This window comes from Rahnella rivi (assembly GCF_019049655.1).
Classification (GTDB): Bacteria; Pseudomonadota; Gammaproteobacteria; order Enterobacterales; family Enterobacteriaceae; genus Rahnella; species Rahnella rivi.
This window is the reverse complement of record NZ_JAFMOX010000066.1, coordinates 212,105-231,804: the sequence shown is the minus strand read 5'-3', so window position 1 is coordinate 231,804 and position 19,700 is coordinate 212,105. Positions and strand designations below refer to the sequence as shown.

Annotated in this window: 20 protein-coding genes; 14 read left to right on the top strand and 6 right to left on the bottom strand. The window is 50.9% G+C overall.

The features are described from left to right. Positions 1-182: 182 nt before the first annotated feature. The 4 genes from solA to pyrC all read right to left on the bottom strand — a co-directional run bounded on the left by solA (position 183) and on the right by pyrC (position 3,477). Positions 183-1,298, bottom strand: coding sequence for an N-methyl-L-tryptophan oxidase (solA, locus tag J1779_RS22285; protein WP_217204822.1), 1,116 nt, complete (start codon positions 1,296-1,298; stop codon positions 183-185). A gap of 143 nt (positions 1,299-1,441) precedes the next feature. Beyond that, positions 1,442-1,696: a biofilm formation regulator BssS gene (gene bssS / locus J1779_RS22280; protein ID WP_056778730.1), complete on the bottom strand. Its 255-nt coding sequence runs from the start codon at positions 1,694-1,696 to the stop codon at positions 1,442-1,444. A 360-nt stretch (positions 1,697-2,056) separates the two neighbouring features. Then, the gene (gene dinI, locus J1779_RS22275) at positions 2,057-2,311 is read right to left on the bottom strand and encodes a DNA damage-inducible protein I (RefSeq protein ID WP_056778732.1); all 255 of its coding nucleotides are present in this window, start codon (positions 2,309-2,311) and stop codon (positions 2,057-2,059) included. A gap of 116 nt (positions 2,312-2,427) precedes the next feature. Next, the gene (gene pyrC, locus J1779_RS22270; protein WP_217204821.1) at positions 2,428-3,477 is read right to left on the bottom strand and encodes a dihydroorotase; all 1,050 of its coding nucleotides are present in this window, start codon (positions 3,475-3,477) and stop codon (positions 2,428-2,430) included. Between the two features lie 223 nt (positions 3,478-3,700). Here pyrC and J1779_RS22265 point away from each other — a divergent pair, with 223 nt between their 5' ends. Continuing rightward, positions 3,701-3,988 (top strand): putative quinol monooxygenase, encoded by a 288-nt coding sequence (locus J1779_RS22265; RefSeq protein ID WP_217204820.1) that lies wholly within the window; start codon positions 3,701-3,703, stop codon positions 3,986-3,988. 109 nt (positions 3,989-4,097) lie between these two features. On the opposite strand, the gene rne is transcribed toward J1779_RS22265, so the two are convergent. Then, positions 4,098-7,445 (bottom strand): ribonuclease E, encoded by a 3,348-nt coding sequence (gene rne / locus J1779_RS22260; RefSeq protein ID WP_217204819.1) that lies wholly within the window; start codon positions 7,443-7,445, stop codon positions 4,098-4,100. A 589-nt stretch (positions 7,446-8,034) separates the two neighbouring features. On the opposite strand from rne, the gene rluC reads away from it, so the two are divergent. Next, positions 8,035-8,997, top strand: coding sequence for a 23S rRNA pseudouridine(955/2504/2580) synthase RluC (gene rluC / locus J1779_RS22255; protein WP_217204818.1), 963 nt, complete (start codon positions 8,035-8,037; stop codon positions 8,995-8,997). A 55-nt stretch (positions 8,998-9,052) separates the two neighbouring features. On the opposite strand, the gene J1779_RS22250 is transcribed toward rluC, so the two are convergent. Then, positions 9,053-9,646: a Maf family protein gene (locus J1779_RS22250; protein WP_274388826.1), complete on the bottom strand. Its 594-nt coding sequence runs from the start codon at positions 9,644-9,646 to the stop codon at positions 9,053-9,055. 141 nt (positions 9,647-9,787) lie between these two features. Here J1779_RS22250 and yceD point away from each other — a divergent pair, with 141 nt between their 5' ends. From yceD to holB, 12 genes are all read left to right on the top strand, one after another. Beyond that, a complete protein-coding gene (gene yceD / locus J1779_RS22245; RefSeq protein WP_056778749.1) occupies positions 9,788-10,312 on the top strand; it encodes a 23S rRNA accumulation protein YceD in 525 nt (174 codons plus the stop codon). A 12-nt stretch (positions 10,313-10,324) separates the two neighbouring features. Beyond that, on the top strand, positions 10,325-10,492 hold the full coding sequence (gene rpmF / locus J1779_RS22240) for a 50S ribosomal protein L32 (RefSeq protein ID WP_013576249.1): 168 nt from the start codon (positions 10,325-10,327) through the stop codon (positions 10,490-10,492). 48 nt (positions 10,493-10,540) lie between these two features. Beyond that, complete coding sequence (plsX, locus tag J1779_RS22235) at positions 10,541-11,575, top strand: phosphate acyltransferase PlsX (protein ID WP_056778751.1); 1,035 nt, start codon at positions 10,541-10,543, stop codon at positions 11,573-11,575. A gap of 6 nt (positions 11,576-11,581) precedes the next feature. Beyond that, on the top strand, positions 11,582-12,535 hold the full coding sequence (locus tag J1779_RS22230; RefSeq protein ID WP_056778754.1) for a beta-ketoacyl-ACP synthase III: 954 nt from the start codon (positions 11,582-11,584) through the stop codon (positions 12,533-12,535). 18 nt (positions 12,536-12,553) lie between these two features. Then, a complete protein-coding gene (gene fabD, locus J1779_RS22225; protein WP_217204817.1) occupies positions 12,554-13,483 on the top strand; it encodes an ACP S-malonyltransferase in 930 nt (309 codons plus the stop codon). Positions 13,484-13,495: 12 nt separating this feature from the next. Then, positions 13,496-14,230, top strand: a complete 735-nt coding sequence (gene fabG / locus J1779_RS22220; RefSeq protein WP_122095740.1) for a 3-oxoacyl-ACP reductase FabG — start codon at positions 13,496-13,498, stop codon at positions 14,228-14,230. 153 nt (positions 14,231-14,383) lie between these two features. After that, positions 14,384-14,620, top strand: coding sequence for an acyl carrier protein (gene acpP / locus J1779_RS22215; protein WP_015690190.1), 237 nt, complete (start codon positions 14,384-14,386; stop codon positions 14,618-14,620). A 101-nt stretch (positions 14,621-14,721) separates the two neighbouring features. After that, positions 14,722-15,963 (top strand): beta-ketoacyl-ACP synthase II, encoded by a 1,242-nt coding sequence (gene fabF / locus J1779_RS22210; protein WP_072158133.1) that lies wholly within the window; start codon positions 14,722-14,724, stop codon positions 15,961-15,963. Positions 15,964-16,175: 212 nt separating this feature from the next. Beyond that, positions 16,176-16,973, top strand: coding sequence for an aminodeoxychorismate lyase (gene pabC, locus J1779_RS22205; protein WP_217204816.1), 798 nt, complete (start codon positions 16,176-16,178; stop codon positions 16,971-16,973). Between the two features lie 14 nt (positions 16,974-16,987). Continuing rightward, positions 16,988-18,013: an endolytic transglycosylase MltG gene (mltG, locus tag J1779_RS22200; protein ID WP_217204815.1), complete on the top strand. Its 1,026-nt coding sequence runs from the start codon at positions 16,988-16,990 to the stop codon at positions 18,011-18,013. Beyond that, positions 18,003-18,656, top strand: coding sequence for a dTMP kinase (gene tmk, locus J1779_RS22195; RefSeq protein ID WP_217204814.1), 654 nt, complete (start codon positions 18,003-18,005; stop codon positions 18,654-18,656). The genes mltG and tmk overlap by 11 nt, the downstream gene beginning before the upstream one ends. Beyond that, positions 18,653-19,672, top strand: a complete 1,020-nt coding sequence (gene holB / locus J1779_RS22190) for a DNA polymerase III subunit delta' (RefSeq protein WP_217204813.1) — start codon at positions 18,653-18,655, stop codon at positions 19,670-19,672. Before tmk ends, holB begins: the two co-directional genes overlap by 4 nt. Positions 19,673-19,700: the final 28 nt, after the last annotated feature.

The following is a 19,700-nucleotide window of genomic DNA, read 5'->3' as shown; positions in this document are numbered from 1 at the left end:
ATGATTTACGCGTTGGAAACCACTCCTGTGATTTCTTGGGCTAGCATAGGTTTTTTTCTATAATGCTGTCAATTCGGAAATACCAGTCTATTGATCTGGTTCAAAGTGAAACCCACCGATAAAGTGTAAAGAATAAAAGAGAACGGTCAGCAGAATATAAATGACGGTTCTCTTTCATTCCATTATTTGAAACGCGAAAGTGAAAAAGGCTTTAAATCAAAGGGGATAGGATGATTGTTAGCGAATTGCGTTACTATTTCGCCTAACACACTGGCAAATTTGAAACCGTGACCGCTCAGACCCGAAATGACCAGCGTGTTATCGCGGTCAGGCAGCGTGTCGATGATGAAATCTTCATCTTCCGTCATGTCATACGTGCAGGATGCACCACGCAGGTTGACCCCCACACCCGGCAGGAAGTGACGGAAAAAGTTAAATGACTCTGTACCGTCCTGACTGAATCCGCCATAAGGCTTACGTTCTTCCGGCGAATTGATCCACTGCCCGCCGTTGTGCTTACCGAGCTTGAGAGCGTCTTTTACCGAAGGAAAACCGTAATATTGATCGCCCTGCTGGGTTTCGAGCGTAAACGCGGGGAAGTGATTTTCTTCACTGTAACGTCCGTCGGCGTGGAACCAGGCAAATACCTTTCGCAACGGTTTAACCGGAAGTTCAGGCAGAATTTTTGTCACCCAGGTTCCGGCGGTGACAGCCAGTTTTGCGCCACTGTACACACCATCTGCCGTGGACACTTCCACACCATTTTCCAGCCAGCGGATGCTGTCGACCGGGCAGTTAAACAACTGCGCACAGCCCGCTTCACGCGCCAGTCGTATGTAAGCGCTGATGGCGATTTCACTTTGCAGGTACCCGGAGTCAGGCTCAAATACGCCGCAGTAGCCGTCGGGCAGCGTGAAGAGCGGCCATCTGGTGCGGATTTCTTCAGCATTCATATCCTGCGTTATCAGGTCATAGGTTTCGGCGCTGTTTTTTACATTTCCGATAAAATCTGAGTTTTCCGGGCCGATGTTCAGCACACCGCTGCGGTGGAAGACCTTTTCTTCACTGACTTCAGCCAGTTCATCCCACAACATCTGCGCCCTTAACAGCATCGGCACGTAACGCGCACCTTCGCCATAGGCATGGCGGATAAGGCGTGTTTCACCGTGATGGCTGCCGGTCTGATGCGGTGGCATCGCGCTGTCGATCATCAGGACTTTCAATCCTGCGCGGGTGGCGTAGTAGCCTGCCGCAGAGCCTACTGAGCCGCTGCCGACAATGATGAGGTCATAATCCATGTTACTCAGACTCCTCTGACAAAAATTTAACAAATGGTTTGGGGCATGATAGAGAGTTTACAGCAGCGAAGGCAAGCGGGGCGGCAGCAAAGAAAAAGGCACCAGGATGGAAATCGCTGGTGCCTCAGACTGGCAGATAAAGATTAGTGTTTTCGGTGATCACTGTATTCGTACTCATTCGATTCAATCTTTTCAATACCGGCTTCGAGAATGTGAATCAGTTGCCGTGCAACGTCGGTAGTCAACCAAAGTGTTCTGTCTACCTGAGCATTTTCGGGAGTCTGGTCTTTAGAAGACAGGTAATGTAGACGTATCATCATCGCGTCATAAGAGTCGACGGTACTGATATCCCAACCCACAAGCGGGTGTGTCTGAATAACTTCATCATTTCTGTCCATATAGACCCCTTATCTTGTAGTGACTAACGTGAGTGACTATCTGAGGATCAATGCGGCTCATTATCAGGTGAGCTATTTCAGTATAAACAGTTAAATCGCTTTGAGGAGTGTTTGATTGAATTTAATTGTAAAAAAATTGTATTTGTTAGTGAGTGACAAACTGTGGAGTAAGAATTATCTGGGGATTTATGCGTGTTCGATTTTTAGCGGTGAGTCAATGTTAAGCAGAAAAGAGCAATAAAAAACCGGACTGCGACGCCCGGTAAAATACTGAAATAGCCTTGCGGCGTGGTTTGTAAAAAACCTGATTATTATAAATAAGATGGGTCAGTAAGATTGATTTTCAGGCGTTTCATCGCGTTACTCATCATTCTGATTTGAAAACCAGTCATCGGCACTTTCCCAGGTTTCCTGAAGAATTTCCTCGATCAGATCACGGTCAGTTTTTGCACCACCGAGAACGGACAAGCTATTAGCGCCGGCATAACGGACCTGAATATTATTTTCACGGTCGGAAAACTGTTTGTTGATTCTTTTACTCAATTCGCCTGATAACGCATCAAGCGCACCGACAGGCAGAGGTTTGGTTTTATCGATAGTGATTTCAACACGCATAGGACCTCCTGAATAGATTGACTGTATATTTATACAGTCAATCCGCGGGTTACGCAACTAGGAGATGAAGAGAAAATCGCACAGTGCAGTTACTTACGATTTTGTCTGACGGGTATTTAGCAGGCCGTCACTGTCCAGTTCAGGGTCTGCCCCGCCAGGAATGGCACAACGCACTCATCACCCAGGGCGATTTCCTCCGGCTGTGTCACCGGCGTACGGGTCAGTTCGATAAAATCTTCATTGACCGGCAGGCCGTAGAAGCGCGGACCATTCAGTGAGCTAAAGGCTTCCAAATGCTGCAGCGCGTTCATCTCTTCAAACACTGTAGCGTACGCGGGCATCGCCAAAGGAGCATTGAAACACCCCGCGCAGCCGCAGCTCGACTCTTTGCGCCCTTTGGTGTGAGGCGCGGAGTCAGTGCCAAGGAAGAAGCGCTCGGCGCCGCTGGCTATCACATTACGCAGTGCTTCCTGATGGATATTGCGTTTGAGAATTGGCAGGCAGAACAGGTGCGGACGAACGCCGCCCACCAGCATGTGGTTGCGGTTAAACATCAGATGCTGCGGCGTAATCGTTGCGCCCAGATACTGATTGCCTTCCAGAACATACTGAGCGGCATCTTTGGTGGTGATGTGTTCGAACACAATTTTCAGTTCCGGGAACTGACGACGAACCGGATCCATCACTTCATCAATGAAATACGCTTCACGGTCGAAAATATCGACATGGCTGTGAGTCACTTCACCGTGGATCAGCAGCGGCATGCCGATTTTCTGCATACGCTCCAGCACCGGATAAATGGTTTTCACATCAGACACACCATGCTGGGAATTTGTGGTGGCATTTGCCGGATACAGTTTTGCAGCGGTGAAAACACCTTGTTCGAATCCGCGGGCAATTTCGTCAGGATCGACTGAATCGGTCAGATAACAGGTCAGCAACGGTGTGAAATTATGGCCTTCAGGCACTGCGTTGAGAATGCGGCTGCGGTAGGCCAGAGCAGCTTCCACAGTAGTGACAGGCGGTGTCAGGTTTGGCATGACAATCGCACGGCCAAATACTTCACTGGTGAAAGGTAACACCGTACTGAGCATATCATCGTCACGTAGGTGAATGTGCCAGTCATCTGGGCGGCGGATTCTTAAAACTTGCGGTGTTGCGGTCATCAGGCAAAACTCCGGCATTGAGAGACAAGATGTTGGGATCAGGTGCGGTAATGGGAGCATTAGCGGCGGGGAACAAGAATAAGCGCAAAACCGCTGGCTTGCATCTGTTAAATAAACTTCGTATTGAAATCAATGCAGAGAAGGGGTCATAGTAGTCACAGATTTTACTCGCCGGGCTTCACGGGATCACCCGGAAGCAGGACAAAATAACAGGAGAACTACTATGGAAATCAGAGTTGTTGCCACTATTGTTGCTAAACCGGAATTTAAGGCTGAGGTAACGGAAGCTTTGCTCGAAGTTATTGAGCCCAGCCGCCAGGAAGTGGGTTGCCTGCAATATGAGCTTCATCGGGATCTGGATAAAGAAGGAACGTTCGTATTTTATGAGCGCTGGAAATCCGAAGAAGCCCTGAATCAGCACAATAACACTTCTCACTTCCAGCACTTCGCCGCGAGTCTGGAAGGTAAACTCGATGAACTCACCATTCGACGCTTGAAAACTCTGGCCTGAACATTTGATTCCAATGAGTTGAAAACAATTCACAGAGTCTGAGACGTAAAAAAACCCGCCGAAGCGGGTTTTTTTGTACCAGTAAACCAGTTACCAGTGAGTCAGAGCATTACTTTGTCGGCATTTCAGGTTTAGTCGCTGGGGCAGTCGCCGTACTTACTGCTGAATGACCCCCTGCAGAACCTTTACCTTCAAAGTTAAACTCAGGGCGAACCCAGTCACTTTGACGGGAAGGCTCTGGCACATAGCTTGGCGCCGGTGCTTTAGTCATCGGTGACGTTGCATGATGCTTAAAGCGTGGTGCAACAGCCGCAGCCTGACTGACTACCGGAGTTTCCGCGACAGGTGCCGCTTCAACAACAGGTTTCACTTCCGGAGCTGGCGCAGGGCTAACTTCAACCGCGGGTGCTGCTACCGGAGCCTGAATCTGAACTTCTGGTTCAGCGATGACAGCTACCGGTTCAACAACAGCAGGTTCTTGCGCCTGAGGCGAAATCGCGACCACTGGTGTTTCTTCTACCGGCTCTGCTGTCTCTGGCTCAACCAGAACAGGTTCATCGGCAACAGGCTGTTCAGCTACTGCAGCAGTTTCGGATTGCGTAACTTGCTGTGCAGTATCAGCAACATGTACCTGCTCAACGTCTGGCGTTTCAACGCGAGTCGCTTCAACGGTTGGCTGCTGAGGTGTAACGTCAATAGTTTCATTCAGAACAGGGGTGTTTTCCTGCGCGATTTCAACTTGCTGAGTTAACACTTCTGGCGCTTCTGTTTCTGCAGTGTGCTCTTCAAATCGCTGACCTTGCTCAGATGCCTGAGCCACCGGGTAGGTGATCCACACTTTACCTGAAGCCATTTCCGGAGAAACGAATGCACCCGCCATTGGCATTGGTGACTGAGTCGGGTAACGCTCATCACGGTAGCGGCGACGACGTTGTCCGCTGACGCGAAGATGGCGCGGCGAACGACGTGAACGACGTGGCATACCGTTTTCACGGGCGTTGTCATTCAGGTTTTCGTCGTTATCAGACGCGTGAGTCGTTTCTGCACCCGCTTCTTCATGTGAAGTGAATGCAGGTTCAGCAGGTCGGCTGCCTGTAATCAGCAGTTGAGCAGCAGCTTCAGCTTCGGAGTCCACTTCTTCTGACTCGAAACGCACTTTCTGAGTCAACTGACGACGCTGACGACGATGCGTTGGCTGGCGATCTTCCTGCTCGGCATCATCCTGCACTGGAGCAGGAACTACCGGAGCTTCCACTTCCTGAACCACAACGTCCTGAACTTTCTCTTCCGGCTGTGTTCTGCGTTTATCATCAGAACGGCGACGCGAGCGCTCACGACGAGGTTGCTGCTGCTCTTCACGAGCGACAGTTTCCACTTCTTCGTTGCGTGTTTCAGTAACAACAGGTTCCTGATTGCGACGGTTACGACGCTGGTCTTCACGAGGTTCGCGAGGTTCACGGTTGTTTTCGCGGGTATCACGGCTCTCGCCACGATTATCACGATTGTTATCACGCCCTTCACCACGATTACCGCGATCGGTACGCTCACCACGTTCGCCTCGCTCGCCGTTACGTTCACGACGTCCACCCTGACGTCGCTGATTGCGGCGATCGTTGTTACGGCGGTTTTCTGCAGATTCAGTGGTTTCTGGTTCCGCTTTTGGCTCTTCAACAGGTTTAACTTCTTGTTGAGGTTCCGCAGCGAACAAGCCCTTCAGGCCGCTCAGCAGACGGCTGACAAACCCAGGTTTCTCAGCGACCGGTGCAGCAGGTGCGTTGACGGTTGTCGTGCGTGTCTGTACTGGCTCATCTGGAACTGCTGTCTGCTCGAAGCTTGATGGCGGTGCTTCGCTCTGAAGAGCGAATGCGGCAAGAGCGGGTTGCTCAGGACGACGACGCTCAGACGGCGTTTCTTCTGAAGGTTGCAGCATTTCAGCTTCATGAATCTGCGGCAGCAGATAGCTCAGTGCAGAAATTTCTTCACCTTTACGCACACGAAGAACGTGGTAGTGCGGAGTCTGCATCTGATCGTTTGGTACGATCACAGCACGTACGCCACCCTGACGTTTCTCGATGGCATTCACCGATTCGCGTTTTTCGTTCAGCAGGTAAGAAGCGATCGGCACCGGTACGATGGCGTGAACTTCTTTGGTGTTTTCTTTCAGTGCTTCTTCTTCAATCAGACGCAGAATCGACAGGGAAAGTGATTCGTTATCGCGCACAGTACCGGTCCCGGCACAGCGTGGGCAGATATGGTGCGTCGATTCACCCAATGACGGGCTGAGGCGCTGACGGGACATTTCCAGCAGACCGAAACGGGAAATGCGACCGATCTGGATACGAGCACGGTCCTGACGAACCGCATCACGCAGACGGTTTTCCACTTCACGCTGATGGCGTACTGGCGTCATGTCGATAAAGTCGATAACGATCAGACCACCGAGGTCACGTAAGCGTAACTGACGAGCAATTTCATCAGCGGCTTCGAGGTTGGTGTTGAAGGCCGTTTCTTCGATATCGCCGCCGCGGGTTGCACGCGCGGAGTTGATGTCGATAGCGGTTAGCGCTTCGGTGCTGTCGATAACAATTGAACCACCGGAAGGCAGACGCACTTCACGCTGGAATGCAGATTCAATCTGAGACTCAATCTGGTAATGACTGAACAGCGGGATTTCACCTACGTATGGCTTAATCTTGCTGCTGAAATCTGGGCGTCCGAGAGCAGCGATATGCTCTTTAGCCAGCTCAAGGACTTTAGGGTTATCGATGAGGATTTCACCGATGTCCGGGCGCAGGTAATCACGGAACGCACGAACGATAACATTGCTTTCCTGATGGATCAGGAACGGAGCAGGGCGGCCTTCAGCAGCTTTTTTAATGGCATCCCAGTGTTTCAGGCGGAATGTCAGATCCCACTGCAGGGCTTCTGCGGATTTGCCGACACCGGCAGTACGCACAATCAGGCCCATGCCGTCAGGCAGTTGCAGAGAAGACAGCGCTTCTTTTAATTCAGTGCGGTCATCACCTTCAATCCGGCGGGAAATTCCCCCAGCACGTGGATTGTTTGGCATCAGAACCAGGTAGCTACCGGCCAGGCTGATAAACGTCGTCAGCGCTGCGCCTTTATTTCCACGTTCTTCTTTATCAACCTGAACAATCACTTCCTGACCTTCGCGTAAAACATCTTTGATGTTCGGGCGGCCATGTGAGGCGTAATTGTTAGGGAAATATTCGCGGGAAATTTCTTTCAGAGGAAGGAAACCATGTCGTTCTGCACCGTAATCTACGAATGCCGCTTCAAGACTAGGTTCAATGCGGGTGATTTTACCTTTGTAAATATTCGCTTTTTTCTGTTCATGGCCCGGACTTTCAATATCCAAATCATACAGACGCTGTCCATCTACAAGGGCAACGCGCAACTCTTCTTGCTGAGTTGCGTTAATCAACATTCTTTTCATCTTAACTTACTCGTTATTTTTCCATTATTGACAGAGCTGCGGGCAAAATGACGTCATGACCGGATAAACCGTTGGCCCCGAGTCTTCTCGCAAATCGTCAACCTCACGGCTGTCGCTTGCATAGGGGCGCATTATTTCGGTAAGTCTGCTTTTGCTGTATTAAAGACACCAGCGTTATGAAAGCAGCACTTTTATTAGGGGAATAGCTTCTGAATTTAAGTTTACAGATCTCATTCCGTTTGCCGGCCAAGCTGCAACCCGCAGCCCGCTAATTGCTTGATTTCACATTACGTCTTACGCCATTGCTGCGTTTTTGTGCGATCAGGCAAATCTATAATTCCTGCGTTTTCCCTAACTTAAGAGAAACAACGCGGAAAGTGACTTCATTATTCCATTGCAGGCACTGTGATAGCAAGGTGACTTTTCCCGTTGTGACCAAGAATCTTATCCATCTGCGAGGCAATGCACATTGCTCATGCTTTTTATCTGGTTTTCTTGCAGGTTTTCCATGGTAGTTGCTGGTAAGCTATGAGTTAAGCACATAAAAATCTGTGGCGCGAATCGTGCCTGATATTTAGAATCCCGAGCCATGAAAACTGATAATCCAACTGTACAATTAATTCCCATTTCGGAAGATGAAGCCGGTCAGCGCATCGACAACTTCTTACTTAAAATCCTGAAAGGCGTGCCGAAAAGCATGATTTATCGCATCGTGCGTAAGGGCGAAGTCAGGGTTAATAAAAAACGCATTAAACCAGAATATAAGCTTCTCGCCGGTGATGAAGTCCGCGTTCCTCCGGTGCGAATTGCTGAAAGAGATGAAGCGCCGGTTTCCGCCAAACTGGATAAAGTCGCTGCTCTGACGGATTGCATCCTCTATGAAGACGATCACCTCCTTATCCTTAATAAACCTTCAGGTACCGCAGTACATGGCGGCAGCGGGTTGAGTTTTGGTGTGATTGAAGGTTTGCGGGCATTGCGTCCTGAAGCCCGTTTCCTGGAACTGGTTCACCGTCTGGATCGCGATACTTCCGGGGTTTTGCTGGTTGCGAAAAAACGATCTGCGTTACGTTCATTGCACGAGCAGTTGCGCATTAAGAGTATGCAGAAAGACTACCTTGCGCTGGTACGGGGTGAATGGCCTTCCCATTGCAAAGTCGTTCAGGCTCCTTTGCTGAAAAATATTCTGCAAAGCGGCGAGCGTATCGTCCGGGTGAATGCCGAAGGTAAACCTTCCGAAACCCGGTTCAAAATTGAAGAGCGCTACGAGTTTGCCACGTTGATTAAAGCCAGCCCGGTGACGGGCAGAACCCATCAGATCCGCGTCCATGCTTTGCACGCCGGTCATCCTATCGCGTTCGATGATCGTTATGGTGAGCGTGATTTTGATGCAAAACTGTCAGGAACAGGTCTGAATCGTTTGTTCCTGCACGCAGCGGCATTGCGTTTTGAACATCCCAATACCGGCGAGACGATGCGAATTGAGGCACCGATGGATGCCAAATTGCGTAACTGTTTGAAAGCACTGCGTGGTAAAAGCAGCGCCCGATAAGTCATCGTCTATCCTAAAAAGGGCGCACAGGTTGCGCCCTTTTTCTGGATTAAATTTAGAGAAGTGGATTGATACCGCGTTCACGCAGCAGGCCAAGCAGGGCGATAAGCGGTAAACCAATCAGTGTATTAGGGTCACGCCCGTTCAGGCTTTCAAACAGCGTGATGCCCAGTCCTTCGCACTTAAAGCTGCCAGCACAGTCGTAAGGTTTTTCTCGGTGCAGATAGCCGGAAATTTCGTCATCAGATAATGATCTGAATACAACGTTAAAAGTTTCGCACAGCGTTTGTACCTGCGAGGTTTTTACATCCAACAGGCACAGACCCGTGTAGAACGTGACAGTTTGGCCACTGGCGGCGCGCAATTGGCGAAAGGCGTTCTCAAATGTGTAGGGTTTGCCTGTGATGTGGCCATTGATGACACAGACCTGATCCGATCCAATAATCAGATGATGTGGATGCGAGACGCTGAGTGCGCTGGCTTTAGCTTGTGCCAGGCGTTGCACCAAATTTTCAGGCTGTTCCTCTGCGCGGGGTGTTTCATCAATATTTGGCGCAGCACAGCGAAAGACGAGGCCGGTTTTTTCAAGCAGTGCTTTTCTGTAGACCGAGGTTGAGGCTAAAAGCAGTTGTGGAGAAGGCATAGTCATAATTTTTTTCACAAAGCGTAGCGTTATTGAATAGTACATTTTAAACTGTTGGCCGCTGTGGAAGCGAATATTGGTGAAAGGTGCGGTTTTGAGGCCTTTTTCTTTGACTCTCTGTCGTTACAAAGTTAATATGCGCGCCCTATGCAAAAAGTAAAATTACCCTTAGCCGTTGATGCGATTCGTACCGCCCAAAAGCGTTTAGACTACTCCGGTGTTTATACGCCTGGTCAGGTGACACGATTAGCAGCATCAGTGGTGAGCGTTGACTCTGATGTCCAGACTTCTTTGTCGTTTGATATCGACAATCTTCGTCTGGCCGTTATTAATGGTCAGTCTGATGTTACTGTGACTCTGGAATGCCAGAGATGTGGTAAGACGTTTGAGCACCAGGTTCACGCAACATATTGTTTTAGTCCTGTCCGTAATGATGAACAGGCTGAAGCATTACCGGAAGCGTACGAGCCGATTGAAGTCGATGAGTTTGGCGAAGTCGATCTGCTGGCGATGATTGAAGACGAAATTATTCTTTCACTGCCTGTCGTTCCGGTACATGAATCTGAACACTGTGAAGTGTCCGACGCGGACATGGTATTTGGTAAACTGCCTGCAGAGGTGGAGAAACCAAATCCATTTGCCGTATTAGCGAGTTTAAAGAAAAGTACTTAAGGAGTAAGGTCCATGGCCGTACAACAGAATAAACCAACCCGTTCTAAACGTGGCATGCGTCGTTCACACGATGCTCTGACCACTTCCACTCTGTCTGTGGACAAGACTTCTGGTGAAACTCACCTGCGTCACCACATCACTGCCGACGGTTTCTACCGCGGTCGCAAGGTAATCGGCTGATATTTGCCAGCTACTTATTCACGTGATAAGTGCTAGCAAGGCGATACCTTGACTCGTCTAACCCTCGCGTTAGATGTAATGGGCGGGGATTTCGGTCCATCCGTCACAGTGCCTGCTTCATTGCAGGCACTTATCTCTAATTCTGAATTAGACCTTCTTCTGGTCGGCATTCCCGACGACATCACACCTTTTTTAGCCAAAGCCGATCCTTCTCTTTTAGAACGAATTCGGATAATTCCTGCTGAGTCCGTTATAGCCAGCGACATGCGCGCGTCGCAAGCTATACGCGCCAGTAAAGGAAGCTCAATGCGTGTGGCGCTGGAATTGATCAAAAGTGGTGATGCGCAGGCGTGCGTCAGCGCGGGGAATACCGGCGCGTTGATGGGATTAGCGAAACTGGTTGTAAAACCCCTGGAAGGTATTGAGCGCCCGGCGCTGATGAGCGTATTGCCCAATCAGCAGCGTAGTAAAACGGTGGTGCTGGATCTGGGGGCTAACGTTGAGTGTGACAGCACGATGCTGGTTCAGTTTGCCGTGATGGGGTCAGTAATGGCGGAGCAGGTGGTGGGTATCAGTAACCCCCGCGTTGCCTTACTCAACATCGGTGAAGAGGAAAGCAAAGGGCTGGATAACATCCGTGAAGCCGCAGCTATTTTAAAAAAAACCACCTCTATCAACTATATCGGCTATCTTGAAGGCAATGACCTTCTGACCGGTAAGACAGATGTGATGGTGTGTGATGGTTTCGTCGGAAACGTTACGCTCAAAACCATGGAAGGTGTAATAAGGATGTTTTTGTCACTGTTAAAATCCTCTGGAGAGGGTGGCAAGAAGGCCTGGTGGTTGAAGTGGTTAGGTCGGATTTTACAGAAGAAATTGCTAAAGCGTTTTAGCCATCTCAACCCCGACCAGTATAATGGCGCATGTTTGTTAGGATTACGGGGCATCGTTATTAAAAGCCACGGTGGAGCAAATCAGCGCGCGTTTGCTGTTGCTATCGAACAGGCTGTGCAGGCGGTGCAGCGGCAGGTCCCTCAGAGGATTGCCGCGCGCCTTGAAGCTGTATTACCCAAGAGTGACTGATCGTACATGTATACAAAGATTCTCGGTACGGGGAGCTATTTGCCCGTGCAAGTTCGGTCCAACGCCGACTTAGAAAAAATGGTGGATACCTCCGACGAGTGGATTGTCACCCGCACAGGTATTCGTGAACGTCGTATCGCTGCTCCGGATGAGACTGTGGCCACAATGGGCCTGCACGCAGCAGAAAAAGCACTTGAAATGGCCGGCGTCAGCGCAAGCGACGTGGGTTTAATCATTGTTGCAACAACCTCATCTTCACATGCATTCCCAAGCTCAGCCTGCCAGTTGCAGAATATGCTGGGCATTAAGGATTGCGCAGCGTTCGATCTGGCTGCTGCATGTGCAGGTTTCACCTATGCGCTGAGTGTGGCCGATCAGTACATCAAGAACGGCGCAGTAAAACATGCGCTGGTGATCGGTTCAGATGTACTGTCGCGTAAACTCGATCCTCAGGATCGCGGTACGGTGATTCTGTTTGGTGATGGTGCCGGTGCAGTCTTGCTCGGCGCATCCGAAGAACCAGGCATCATTTCCACCCATATGCACGCCGACGGACATTATGGCAATCTGCTGACGTTACCGTATCCAAGCCAGACGGAGCCGGAAAAACCTGCTTACGTCACCATGGCGGGGAACGAAGTCTTCAAAGTGGCGGTCACTGAGCTGGCGCACATTGTTGATGAAACACTGACGGCGAATAACCTGGATCGCTCCGAACTCGACTGGCTGGTGCCGCATCAGGCTAACCTGCGCATCATCAGTGCCACAGCGAAAAAGCTGGGCATGGGGATGGATAAAGTTGTGGTTACGCTGGATCGTCATGGCAACACGTCAGCGGCCTCCGTGCCAGCGGCATTTGATGAAGCGGTACGTGACGGCAGAATTCAGCGCGGGCAATTAGTGTTGCTTGAAGCATTTGGCGGTGGCTTTACCTGGGGCTCGGCGCTGGTTCGTTTTTGATTTAACAGGATCATAAAAATGACAAATATTGCAGTTGTTTTCCCTGGTCAGGGTTCTCAAACGCTCGGTATGTTGGCGGATTTAGCCGCTGCATATCCGGTGGTAGCAGAAACATTTGCCGAAGCCTCTTCGGTGCTGGGGTACGATTTATGGCAGCTGGTGCAAGAAGGACCCGCTGAAGAGTTGAACAAAACCTGGCAGACACAGCCTGCGTTGCTGGCAGCGTCCGTGGCTATCTGGCGTGTGTGGCAGCAACAGAACGGCGCTAAACCCGTTCTGATGGCAGGTCATAGCCTCGGTGAATATTCAGCGCTGGTTTGTGCCGGTGTTCTGGATTTCAAACAGGCTATTTCTCTGGTTGAACTGCGTGGCAAATTGATGCAGGAAGCTGTTCCTGCAGGCACCGGTGCGATGTATGCCATCATCGGTCTGGATAACGACGCCATTGCAAAAGCGTGTGAAGAATCTGCCCAGGGCCAGGTTGTTTCTCCGGTGAACTTCAATTCGCCGGGGCAGGTTGTGATTGCGGGTAACAAAGAAGCCGTAGAGCGTGCCGGGGCTGCCTGTAAAGCCGCGGGTGCAAAACGCGCCTTACCGTTACCTGTCAGCGTGCCGTCTCACTGTGCTTTAATGAAGCCAGCAGCAGATAAAATGGCCGTAGCACTTGAAAACATTACCTTCAGTGCACCACAGTTCTCTGTGGTCAACAACGTGGATGTTAAAGTAGAATCCTCGCCTGACGCGATCCGCAGTGCATTAATTCGTCAGCTATACAGCCCGGTACGCTGGACTGAATCTGTCGAATTTATGGCGGCTCAGGGTGTAGAGCAGTTGGTCGAAGTAGGGCCTGGTAAGGTGCTGACAGGGCTGACGAAACGTATTGTTGATACCCTGACGGCTGTCGCAGTGAACGACACTGCAACCTTGACAGCGGCGCTGGAACAGTAAAAAGAGGATATTATGAGCTTCGAAGGCAAAATTGCACTGGTAACAGGCGCCAGCCGTGGTATTGGCCGCGCTATCGCAGAAAAACTGGTTGCTGGCGGCGCGAAAGTGATCGGCACGGCGACCAGCGAGAAAGGTGCTGAAGCGATCGGTGAATATTTAGGCGATAACGGCAAAGGTATTATGCTCAATGTGGTTGATTCTGCATCTATTGAGCAAGTATTGACGACGATTCGAGCTGAATTTGGCGAAATTGATATTTTAGTTAATAATGCCGGCATTACCCGTGATAACCTTCTCATGCGTATGAAGGATGATGAGTGGCAGGATATCCTGGATACAAACCTGACTTCAGTGTTTCGGCTGTCAAAAGCTGTCATGCGGGCTATGATGAAGAAACGGTGTGGACGGATTATTACAATTGGTTCCGTTGTTGGCACCATGGGTAACGCAGGGCAGGCGAACTACGCGGCGGCTAAAGCTGGCTTGATTGGTTTTAGTAAGTCTTTGGCGCGTGAAGTTGCTTCACGTGGCATTACTGTCAACGTCGTGGCTCCCGGCTTTATTGAGACGGATATGACAAGGGCGTTGACAGATGATCAACGCGCAGGCATTTTGTCATCAGTTCCAGCCAACCGGTTGGGCGATGCCAAAGAAATTGCCAGCGCCGTTGCTTTTTTAGCCTCTGACGAGGCCAGCTATATCACCGGTGAAACATTACATGTCAATGGCGGCATGTACATGATTTAAAAATTACGAAATTATTTGCGTTTTTTGCGGTAAAAACCGCAAAATAGAGCAAATTCGTGGTTTGAACAGCCTGGATTTAGTTGCATCTTTTTCAACATTTTATACACTACGAAAACCATCGCGAAAGCGAGTTTTGATAGGAAATTTAAGAGTATGAGCACTATCGAAGAACGCGTTAAGAAAATCATCGTTGAACAGCTGGGTGTTAAACAGGAAGAAGTAGTGAATGCTGCATCTTTCGTAGACGACCTTGGCGCTGATTCTCTCGACACCGTTGAGCTGGTTATGGCTCTGGAAGAAGAGTTTGATACCGAGATCCCTGACGAAGAAGCTGAAAAGATCACTACTGTTCAGGCAGCAATTGATTTTATCAACGCTAGCCAACAGTAAGCGTACATGCTTTAAGTTTAGATAGTTAGGCGGTCATTTGACCGCCTAAGTTTTTTTTATCCCACGGTATTACTACTTTTTTCCCTCCCTGGAGGACACCCGTGTCTAAGCGTCGAGTTGTAGTGACTGGACTGGGCATGCTGTCTCCTGTCGGCAATACTGTAGAGTCCACTTGGAACGCTCTCCTTGCCGGTCAGAGTGGCATTAGCCTGATCGACCATTTTGATACTAGCGCCTACGCAACACGGTTTGCAGGCTTAGTTAAAGATTTCAACTGTGAAGAGTTCATCCCGCGCAAAGATGCCCGCAAGATGGATGCCTTTATTCAGTATGGTATTACCGCCGGTATTCAGGCGATGCAAGACTCAGGGCTTGAAGTGACGGCTGAGAACGCGCCCCGTATTGGTGCGGCGATCGGTTCCGGTATCGGCGGGCTTGGTCTGATAGAAGAAAACCATTCCTCATTGGTTAACGGCGGACCACGCAAAATCAGTCCTTTCTTCGTTCCCTCCACCATCGTAAACATGATCGCAGGCCATTTGAGCATTATGTTTGGATTGCGTGGACCGAGCATTTCTATTGCTACAGCCTGTACTTCTGGCGTACACAACATTGGCCATGCGGCACGTATTATCGCGTATAACGACGCTGACGTGATGCTGGCAGGCGGCGCAGAAAAAGCCAGTACCCCTTTGGGTGTCGGTGGTTTTGGCGCGGCTCGTGCGTTATCGACGCGCAATGACAACCCTCAGGCGGCAAGTCGCCCTTGGGATAAAGATCGTGATGGTTTCGTACTGGGTGACGGCGCAGGCATTATGGTGCTGGAAGAGTATGAACACGCCCGCAAACGTGGGGCGAAGATTTACGCTGAGATCGTCGGTTTTGGCATGAGCAGCGACGCCTTCCATATGACATCACCACCGGAAGACGGTGCAGGTGCTGCGTTGGCAATGGAAAATGCGTTACGTGATGCAGGCATTTCTGCCTCTTCAGTGGGTTATATCAACGCGCACGGCACATCCACCGCTGCGGGAGATAAAGCCGAGGCTCAGGCGGTGAAATCTGTCTTTGGTGCGGATGCGCATCGCGTGCTGGTCAGTTCCACTAAGTCGATGACCGGACACTTGTTAGGCGCTGCCGGCGCGGTAGAATCCATTTTCACGGTTCTGTCGCTGCGCGATCAGGCGGTTCCTCCAACCATCAACCTGGATAATCCGGATGAAGGTTGTGACCTTGACTTCGTGCCTCACGAAGCACGTCAGGTCAAAGATATGGAGTACACGTTGTGTAACTCATTCGGATTCGGTGGCACTAATGGTTCACTGGTGTTCCGTAAGATCTGAGTCAGTCGGTGATGACTGAAATAGAAGGCCCGTTGATCGGGCCTTTTTGCTGTCTGGATGAAAGGGCGCCCCTCAAACGGCTGTTCAACAGAATGCGTGTTGATGCCAGCTGTAGATTGCAGTGCGGTAAAGTCGGAATGCTCCACTTGCTGAGATGAGCCTGCTCCCGCAGGCTCTGCTGACAGAAATTTTGATGCCCGGAGGGTGTAACCATGTGGATTAACGGTGTGGTGACAAATGCATTGCCGGCAGGCGACCGGGCGGTGCAGTTTGGCGACGGTTGCTTTACAACCGCGCGGGTGATTGAGGGAGACATTCAGTTTCTGCCCTTACACATTGCCCGCATGCAGAGAGCCGCCAGCGCCCTCAGCATTACTCAGGCTGACTGGCAGGCGCTTGAGTCCGAAATGATGCAGGCCGCGTCGGGACATGCTCAGGGCGTGGTGAAAGCGATCCTCACCCGCGGTCAGGGAGGGCGCGGTTACAGCGCCGCAGGATGCAGTGCCCCATCGCGCATTGTCTCTTTCTCTGATTATCCTGCCCATTATCACCTGTGGCGTGAGCAGGGCGTGAAGCTCATATCAAGCCCGGTCACGTTAAGCAAAAATCCATTGCTGGCCGGTATCAAACATCTAAACCGGCTTGAACAGGTCATGATCCGCATGCATCTTGACCAGACGGACGCCAATGAGGCACTGGTGGTTGACACCTCCGGTTGCCTGGTGGAATGCTGTGCGGCCAATTTATTCTGGCGCAAGGGGAACCGCGTTTACACCCCGGATTTATCGCAGTCTGGTGTGGACGGCATTATGCGCCAGCACATTATTCGGGAGCTGCGTGCAAGGTCAGACTGGACAGTCGATATTGTCAGTGAAACGCCGGAAACACTGGCCGATGCTGATGAGATCCTGATTTGTAACGCATTAATGCCATTATTACCGGTGACGCAAGTGAATGAACGCCATTATTCCTCGCGACATTTGTACGATTTCCTGCGCCACAGTTGTTAAAAAGTGAACAATCTATGACACACAAAAAAACTAAAATCCTCGCCCTGATTGTCCTGATCCTGCTCGGGATGGCGGCATTTTCCTACCACAAAGTGAAACAGTTCGCTGACCGTCCGATTAACGTCAGCAGCGAAACCATTTTTACCCTGCCAGCGGGCACCGGGCGCGTGGTGCTGGAAACATTACTGATCGATAAAAAACTCATGAAACCCAATCCGTGGTTTCCCTGGTTGTTGCGCCTTGAGCCTGAACTGAGTGAATTCAAAGCGGGCACTTACCGTTTTGAGAAAGGTATGACCGTTCGCCAGATGCTCGAGTTGCTGAAAAGTGGCAAAGAAGCGCAGTTCAGCATTCGTTTTGTCGAAGGCTTTAAGCTCAGTGACTGGATGAAGGTTCTGGATAATTCAGAGTTTATTAAACATGAATTAAAAGGCAAAAGCGGGGAAGAGATCGCCGCAGTGCTGGGCATGACCGACACGAAAAATGCCGAAGGTTGGTTGTATCCTGATACCTATCACTACACGGCGGGCATGACGGATTTATCGCTGCTTAAACGTGCGCACGTGCGCATGGAAAAAACCGTTGCGGATATCTGGAAGGAGCGCGCGGATGCCTTACCCTATAAAACGCCTGCTGAGTTGGTGACAATGGCGTCAATCATCGAAAAGGAAACGGCAGTCAAGGGTGAACGCGCAGAAGTGGCATCGGTATTCATTAACCGTCTGCGCATTGGTATGCGTTTGCAAACCGATCCGACGGTCATATATGGCATGGGCGAAAGTTATACCGGCAATATTCGCAAAAAAGATCTCGAGACGCCAACGCCGTACAATACCTACGTCATTTCCGGTTTGCCGCCTTCGCCCATCGCGATGCCAAGTGAAGCTTCTCTTCAGGCTGCGGCACACCCTGCAAAAACGCCCTATCTTTACTTTGTCGCTGACGGCAAAGGCGGGCATACTTTCAGCACTAACCTTGTGAATCATAACAAGGCGGTTCGCGTGTATTTAGAGGCTCTGAAGAATAAGAATGAAAAGTAACTTCATTGTAATTGAAGGCCTTGAAGGGGCGGGCAAAACGACCGCTCATGAAGTGGTTGTGAATGCGTTACGCCAACATGGCGTCGAAGAAATTGTTTTTACCCGTGAACCCGGCGGCACGCCGCTGGCGGAAAAGCTGCGGGATTTATTTAAACGCGGCGTGGACGGTGAAAAACCTACCGTGAAAGCTGAAGTGCTGATGCTCTACGCAGCGCGTGTTCAGTTGGTTGAGACGGTGATCCTGCCCGCTCTGGCGCGTGGTGCATGGGTGGTGGGGGATCGTCATGATCTTTCTTCCCAGGCCTATCAGGGCGGTGGCCGCGGTATCGATGCGGCGCTGATGAGTTCGCTGCGTGACACCGTACTGGGTGACTTTCGTCCCGATCTGACGCTCTATCTTGATCTTCCACCCGCGCTTGGCCTGCAACGAGCCCGCGCCCGTGGCGAGCTGGATCGTATTGAGCAGGAAGCCTTGCCGTTTTTCGAACGCACGCGTGCCCGTTATCTGGAACTTGCTGGTCAGGACAGCCGCATCAAAACCATTGATGCCTCTCAGACTATCGAACAGGTGACTGCGTCTATCGAACAGACGCTGAAAAACTGGTTCGATGAACAATCATTGGCGCAAGGTCGCGCATCATGAGCTGGTATCCGTGGCTCAGCGCTCCCTATCGTCAGCTGATTGGACAGTATCAGACCGGCCGGGGACATCACGCCGTACTAATGCATGTTGCGGCAGGTATGGGCGACGATGCGCTGGTCTACGGGCTAAGCCGCTGGTTGTTGTGTCAGCATAAAGACGGCGAGAAAAGCTGCGGCAAATGCCACAGCTGCCAGCTGATGATCGCCGGAAACCACCCTGACTGGCATGTGCTGCAGCCCGAAAAGGGTAAAAGCTCACTGGGTATTGATCCGGTGCGTCAGCTGATTGAGACGCTCTACAACTATTCGCAGCAGGGCGGGGCGAAAGTTGTGTGGATCCCGCAGACCGAATTGCTCACGGAAGCGGCAGCCAATGCTTTGCTCAAAACGCTGGAAGAACCTCCGGCCGGAACCTATTTTCTGCTGGGCTGCCGTGAACCTTCTGCGTTACTGGCAACTATCCGCAGCCGCTGTTTCTACTGGCATCTGCCGGTGCCCGAAGAAGCTTTGTCGGTTCAGTGGATCAACCGTCAGCTCAGCGCAGATGTGATAACGGTCAGAACCGCATTACGCCTGACACAGGGCGCGCCTCTTTCTGCGCTCGAACTGTTGCAGCCGGAACGCTGGAAACAGCGTCTGGCGCTGTGCCAGCTGCTTTTCACCCAGTGTCAGCAGCAGGATATGTTGGCTCTGCTGCCACAGCTGAACCATGATGATGCCGCAGACCGCATCAGCTGGCTGGCTTCGCTGCTGCTGGATGCCATCAAATGGCAGCAACAGGCTGCGCAGTTTATCGTTAATCATGACCAGCAACCTCTGATCGCGTTGCTTGCCAGCGCGCAGTCCAATGCGTCACTGCAACAATCCGTATCGGCATGGATGCAGTGCCGTCAGCAGTTGCTCTCCATTACAGGTGTGAACCGCGAACTGCTGCTGACGGAGCAATTGCTCGAATGGGAACATATGTTGCAAGGCGCAGTTGTCCCTTCTTACTTCAGTTCTGACCTGTCGCGCTGAACCCCACTTTCAATCGTAATGAGTTAAC

What these genes read in the sequence shown, in the direction of transcription:
- solA (WP_217204822.1), bottom strand. Translation starts at nt 1,298, where the DNA reads ATGGATTATGACCTCATCATTGTCGGCAGCGGCTCAGTAGGCTCTGCG.
- bssS (WP_056778730.1), bottom strand. Translation starts at nt 1,696, where the DNA reads ATGGACAGAAATGATGAAGTTATTCAGACACACCCGCTTGTGGGTTGG.
- dinI (WP_056778732.1), bottom strand. Translation starts at nt 2,311, where the DNA reads ATGCGTGTTGAAATCACTATCGATAAAACCAAACCTCTGCCTGTCGGT.
- pyrC (WP_217204821.1), bottom strand. Translation starts at nt 3,477, where the DNA reads ATGACCGCAACACCGCAAGTTTTAAGAATCCGCCGCCCAGATGACTGG.
- J1779_RS22265 (WP_217204820.1), top strand. Translation starts at nt 3,701, where the DNA reads ATGGAAATCAGAGTTGTTGCCACTATTGTTGCTAAACCGGAATTTAAG.
- rne (WP_217204819.1), bottom strand. Translation starts at nt 7,445, where the DNA reads ATGAAAAGAATGTTGATTAACGCAACTCAGCAAGAAGAGTTGCGCGTT.
- rluC (WP_217204818.1), top strand. Translation starts at nt 8,035, where the DNA reads ATGAAAACTGATAATCCAACTGTACAATTAATTCCCATTTCGGAAGAT.
- J1779_RS22250 (WP_274388826.1), bottom strand. Translation starts at nt 9,646, where the DNA reads ATGACTATGCCTTCTCCACAACTGCTTTTAGCCTCAACCTCGGTCTAC.
- yceD (WP_056778749.1), top strand. Translation starts at nt 9,788, where the DNA reads ATGCAAAAAGTAAAATTACCCTTAGCCGTTGATGCGATTCGTACCGCC.
- rpmF (WP_013576249.1), top strand. Translation starts at nt 10,325, where the DNA reads ATGGCCGTACAACAGAATAAACCAACCCGTTCTAAACGTGGCATGCGT.
- J1779_RS22230 (WP_056778754.1), top strand. Translation starts at nt 11,582, where the DNA reads ATGTATACAAAGATTCTCGGTACGGGGAGCTATTTGCCCGTGCAAGTT.
- fabD (WP_217204817.1), top strand. Translation starts at nt 12,554, where the DNA reads ATGACAAATATTGCAGTTGTTTTCCCTGGTCAGGGTTCTCAAACGCTC.
- fabG (WP_122095740.1), top strand. Translation starts at nt 13,496, where the DNA reads ATGAGCTTCGAAGGCAAAATTGCACTGGTAACAGGCGCCAGCCGTGGT.
- acpP (WP_015690190.1), top strand. Translation starts at nt 14,384, where the DNA reads ATGAGCACTATCGAAGAACGCGTTAAGAAAATCATCGTTGAACAGCTG.
- pabC (WP_217204816.1), top strand. Translation starts at nt 16,176, where the DNA reads ATGTGGATTAACGGTGTGGTGACAAATGCATTGCCGGCAGGCGACCGG.
- mltG (WP_217204815.1), top strand. Translation starts at nt 16,988, where the DNA reads ATGACACACAAAAAAACTAAAATCCTCGCCCTGATTGTCCTGATCCTG.
- tmk (WP_217204814.1), top strand. Translation starts at nt 18,003, where the DNA reads ATGAAAAGTAACTTCATTGTAATTGAAGGCCTTGAAGGGGCGGGCAAA.
- holB (WP_217204813.1), top strand. Translation starts at nt 18,653, where the DNA reads ATGAGCTGGTATCCGTGGCTCAGCGCTCCCTATCGTCAGCTGATTGGA.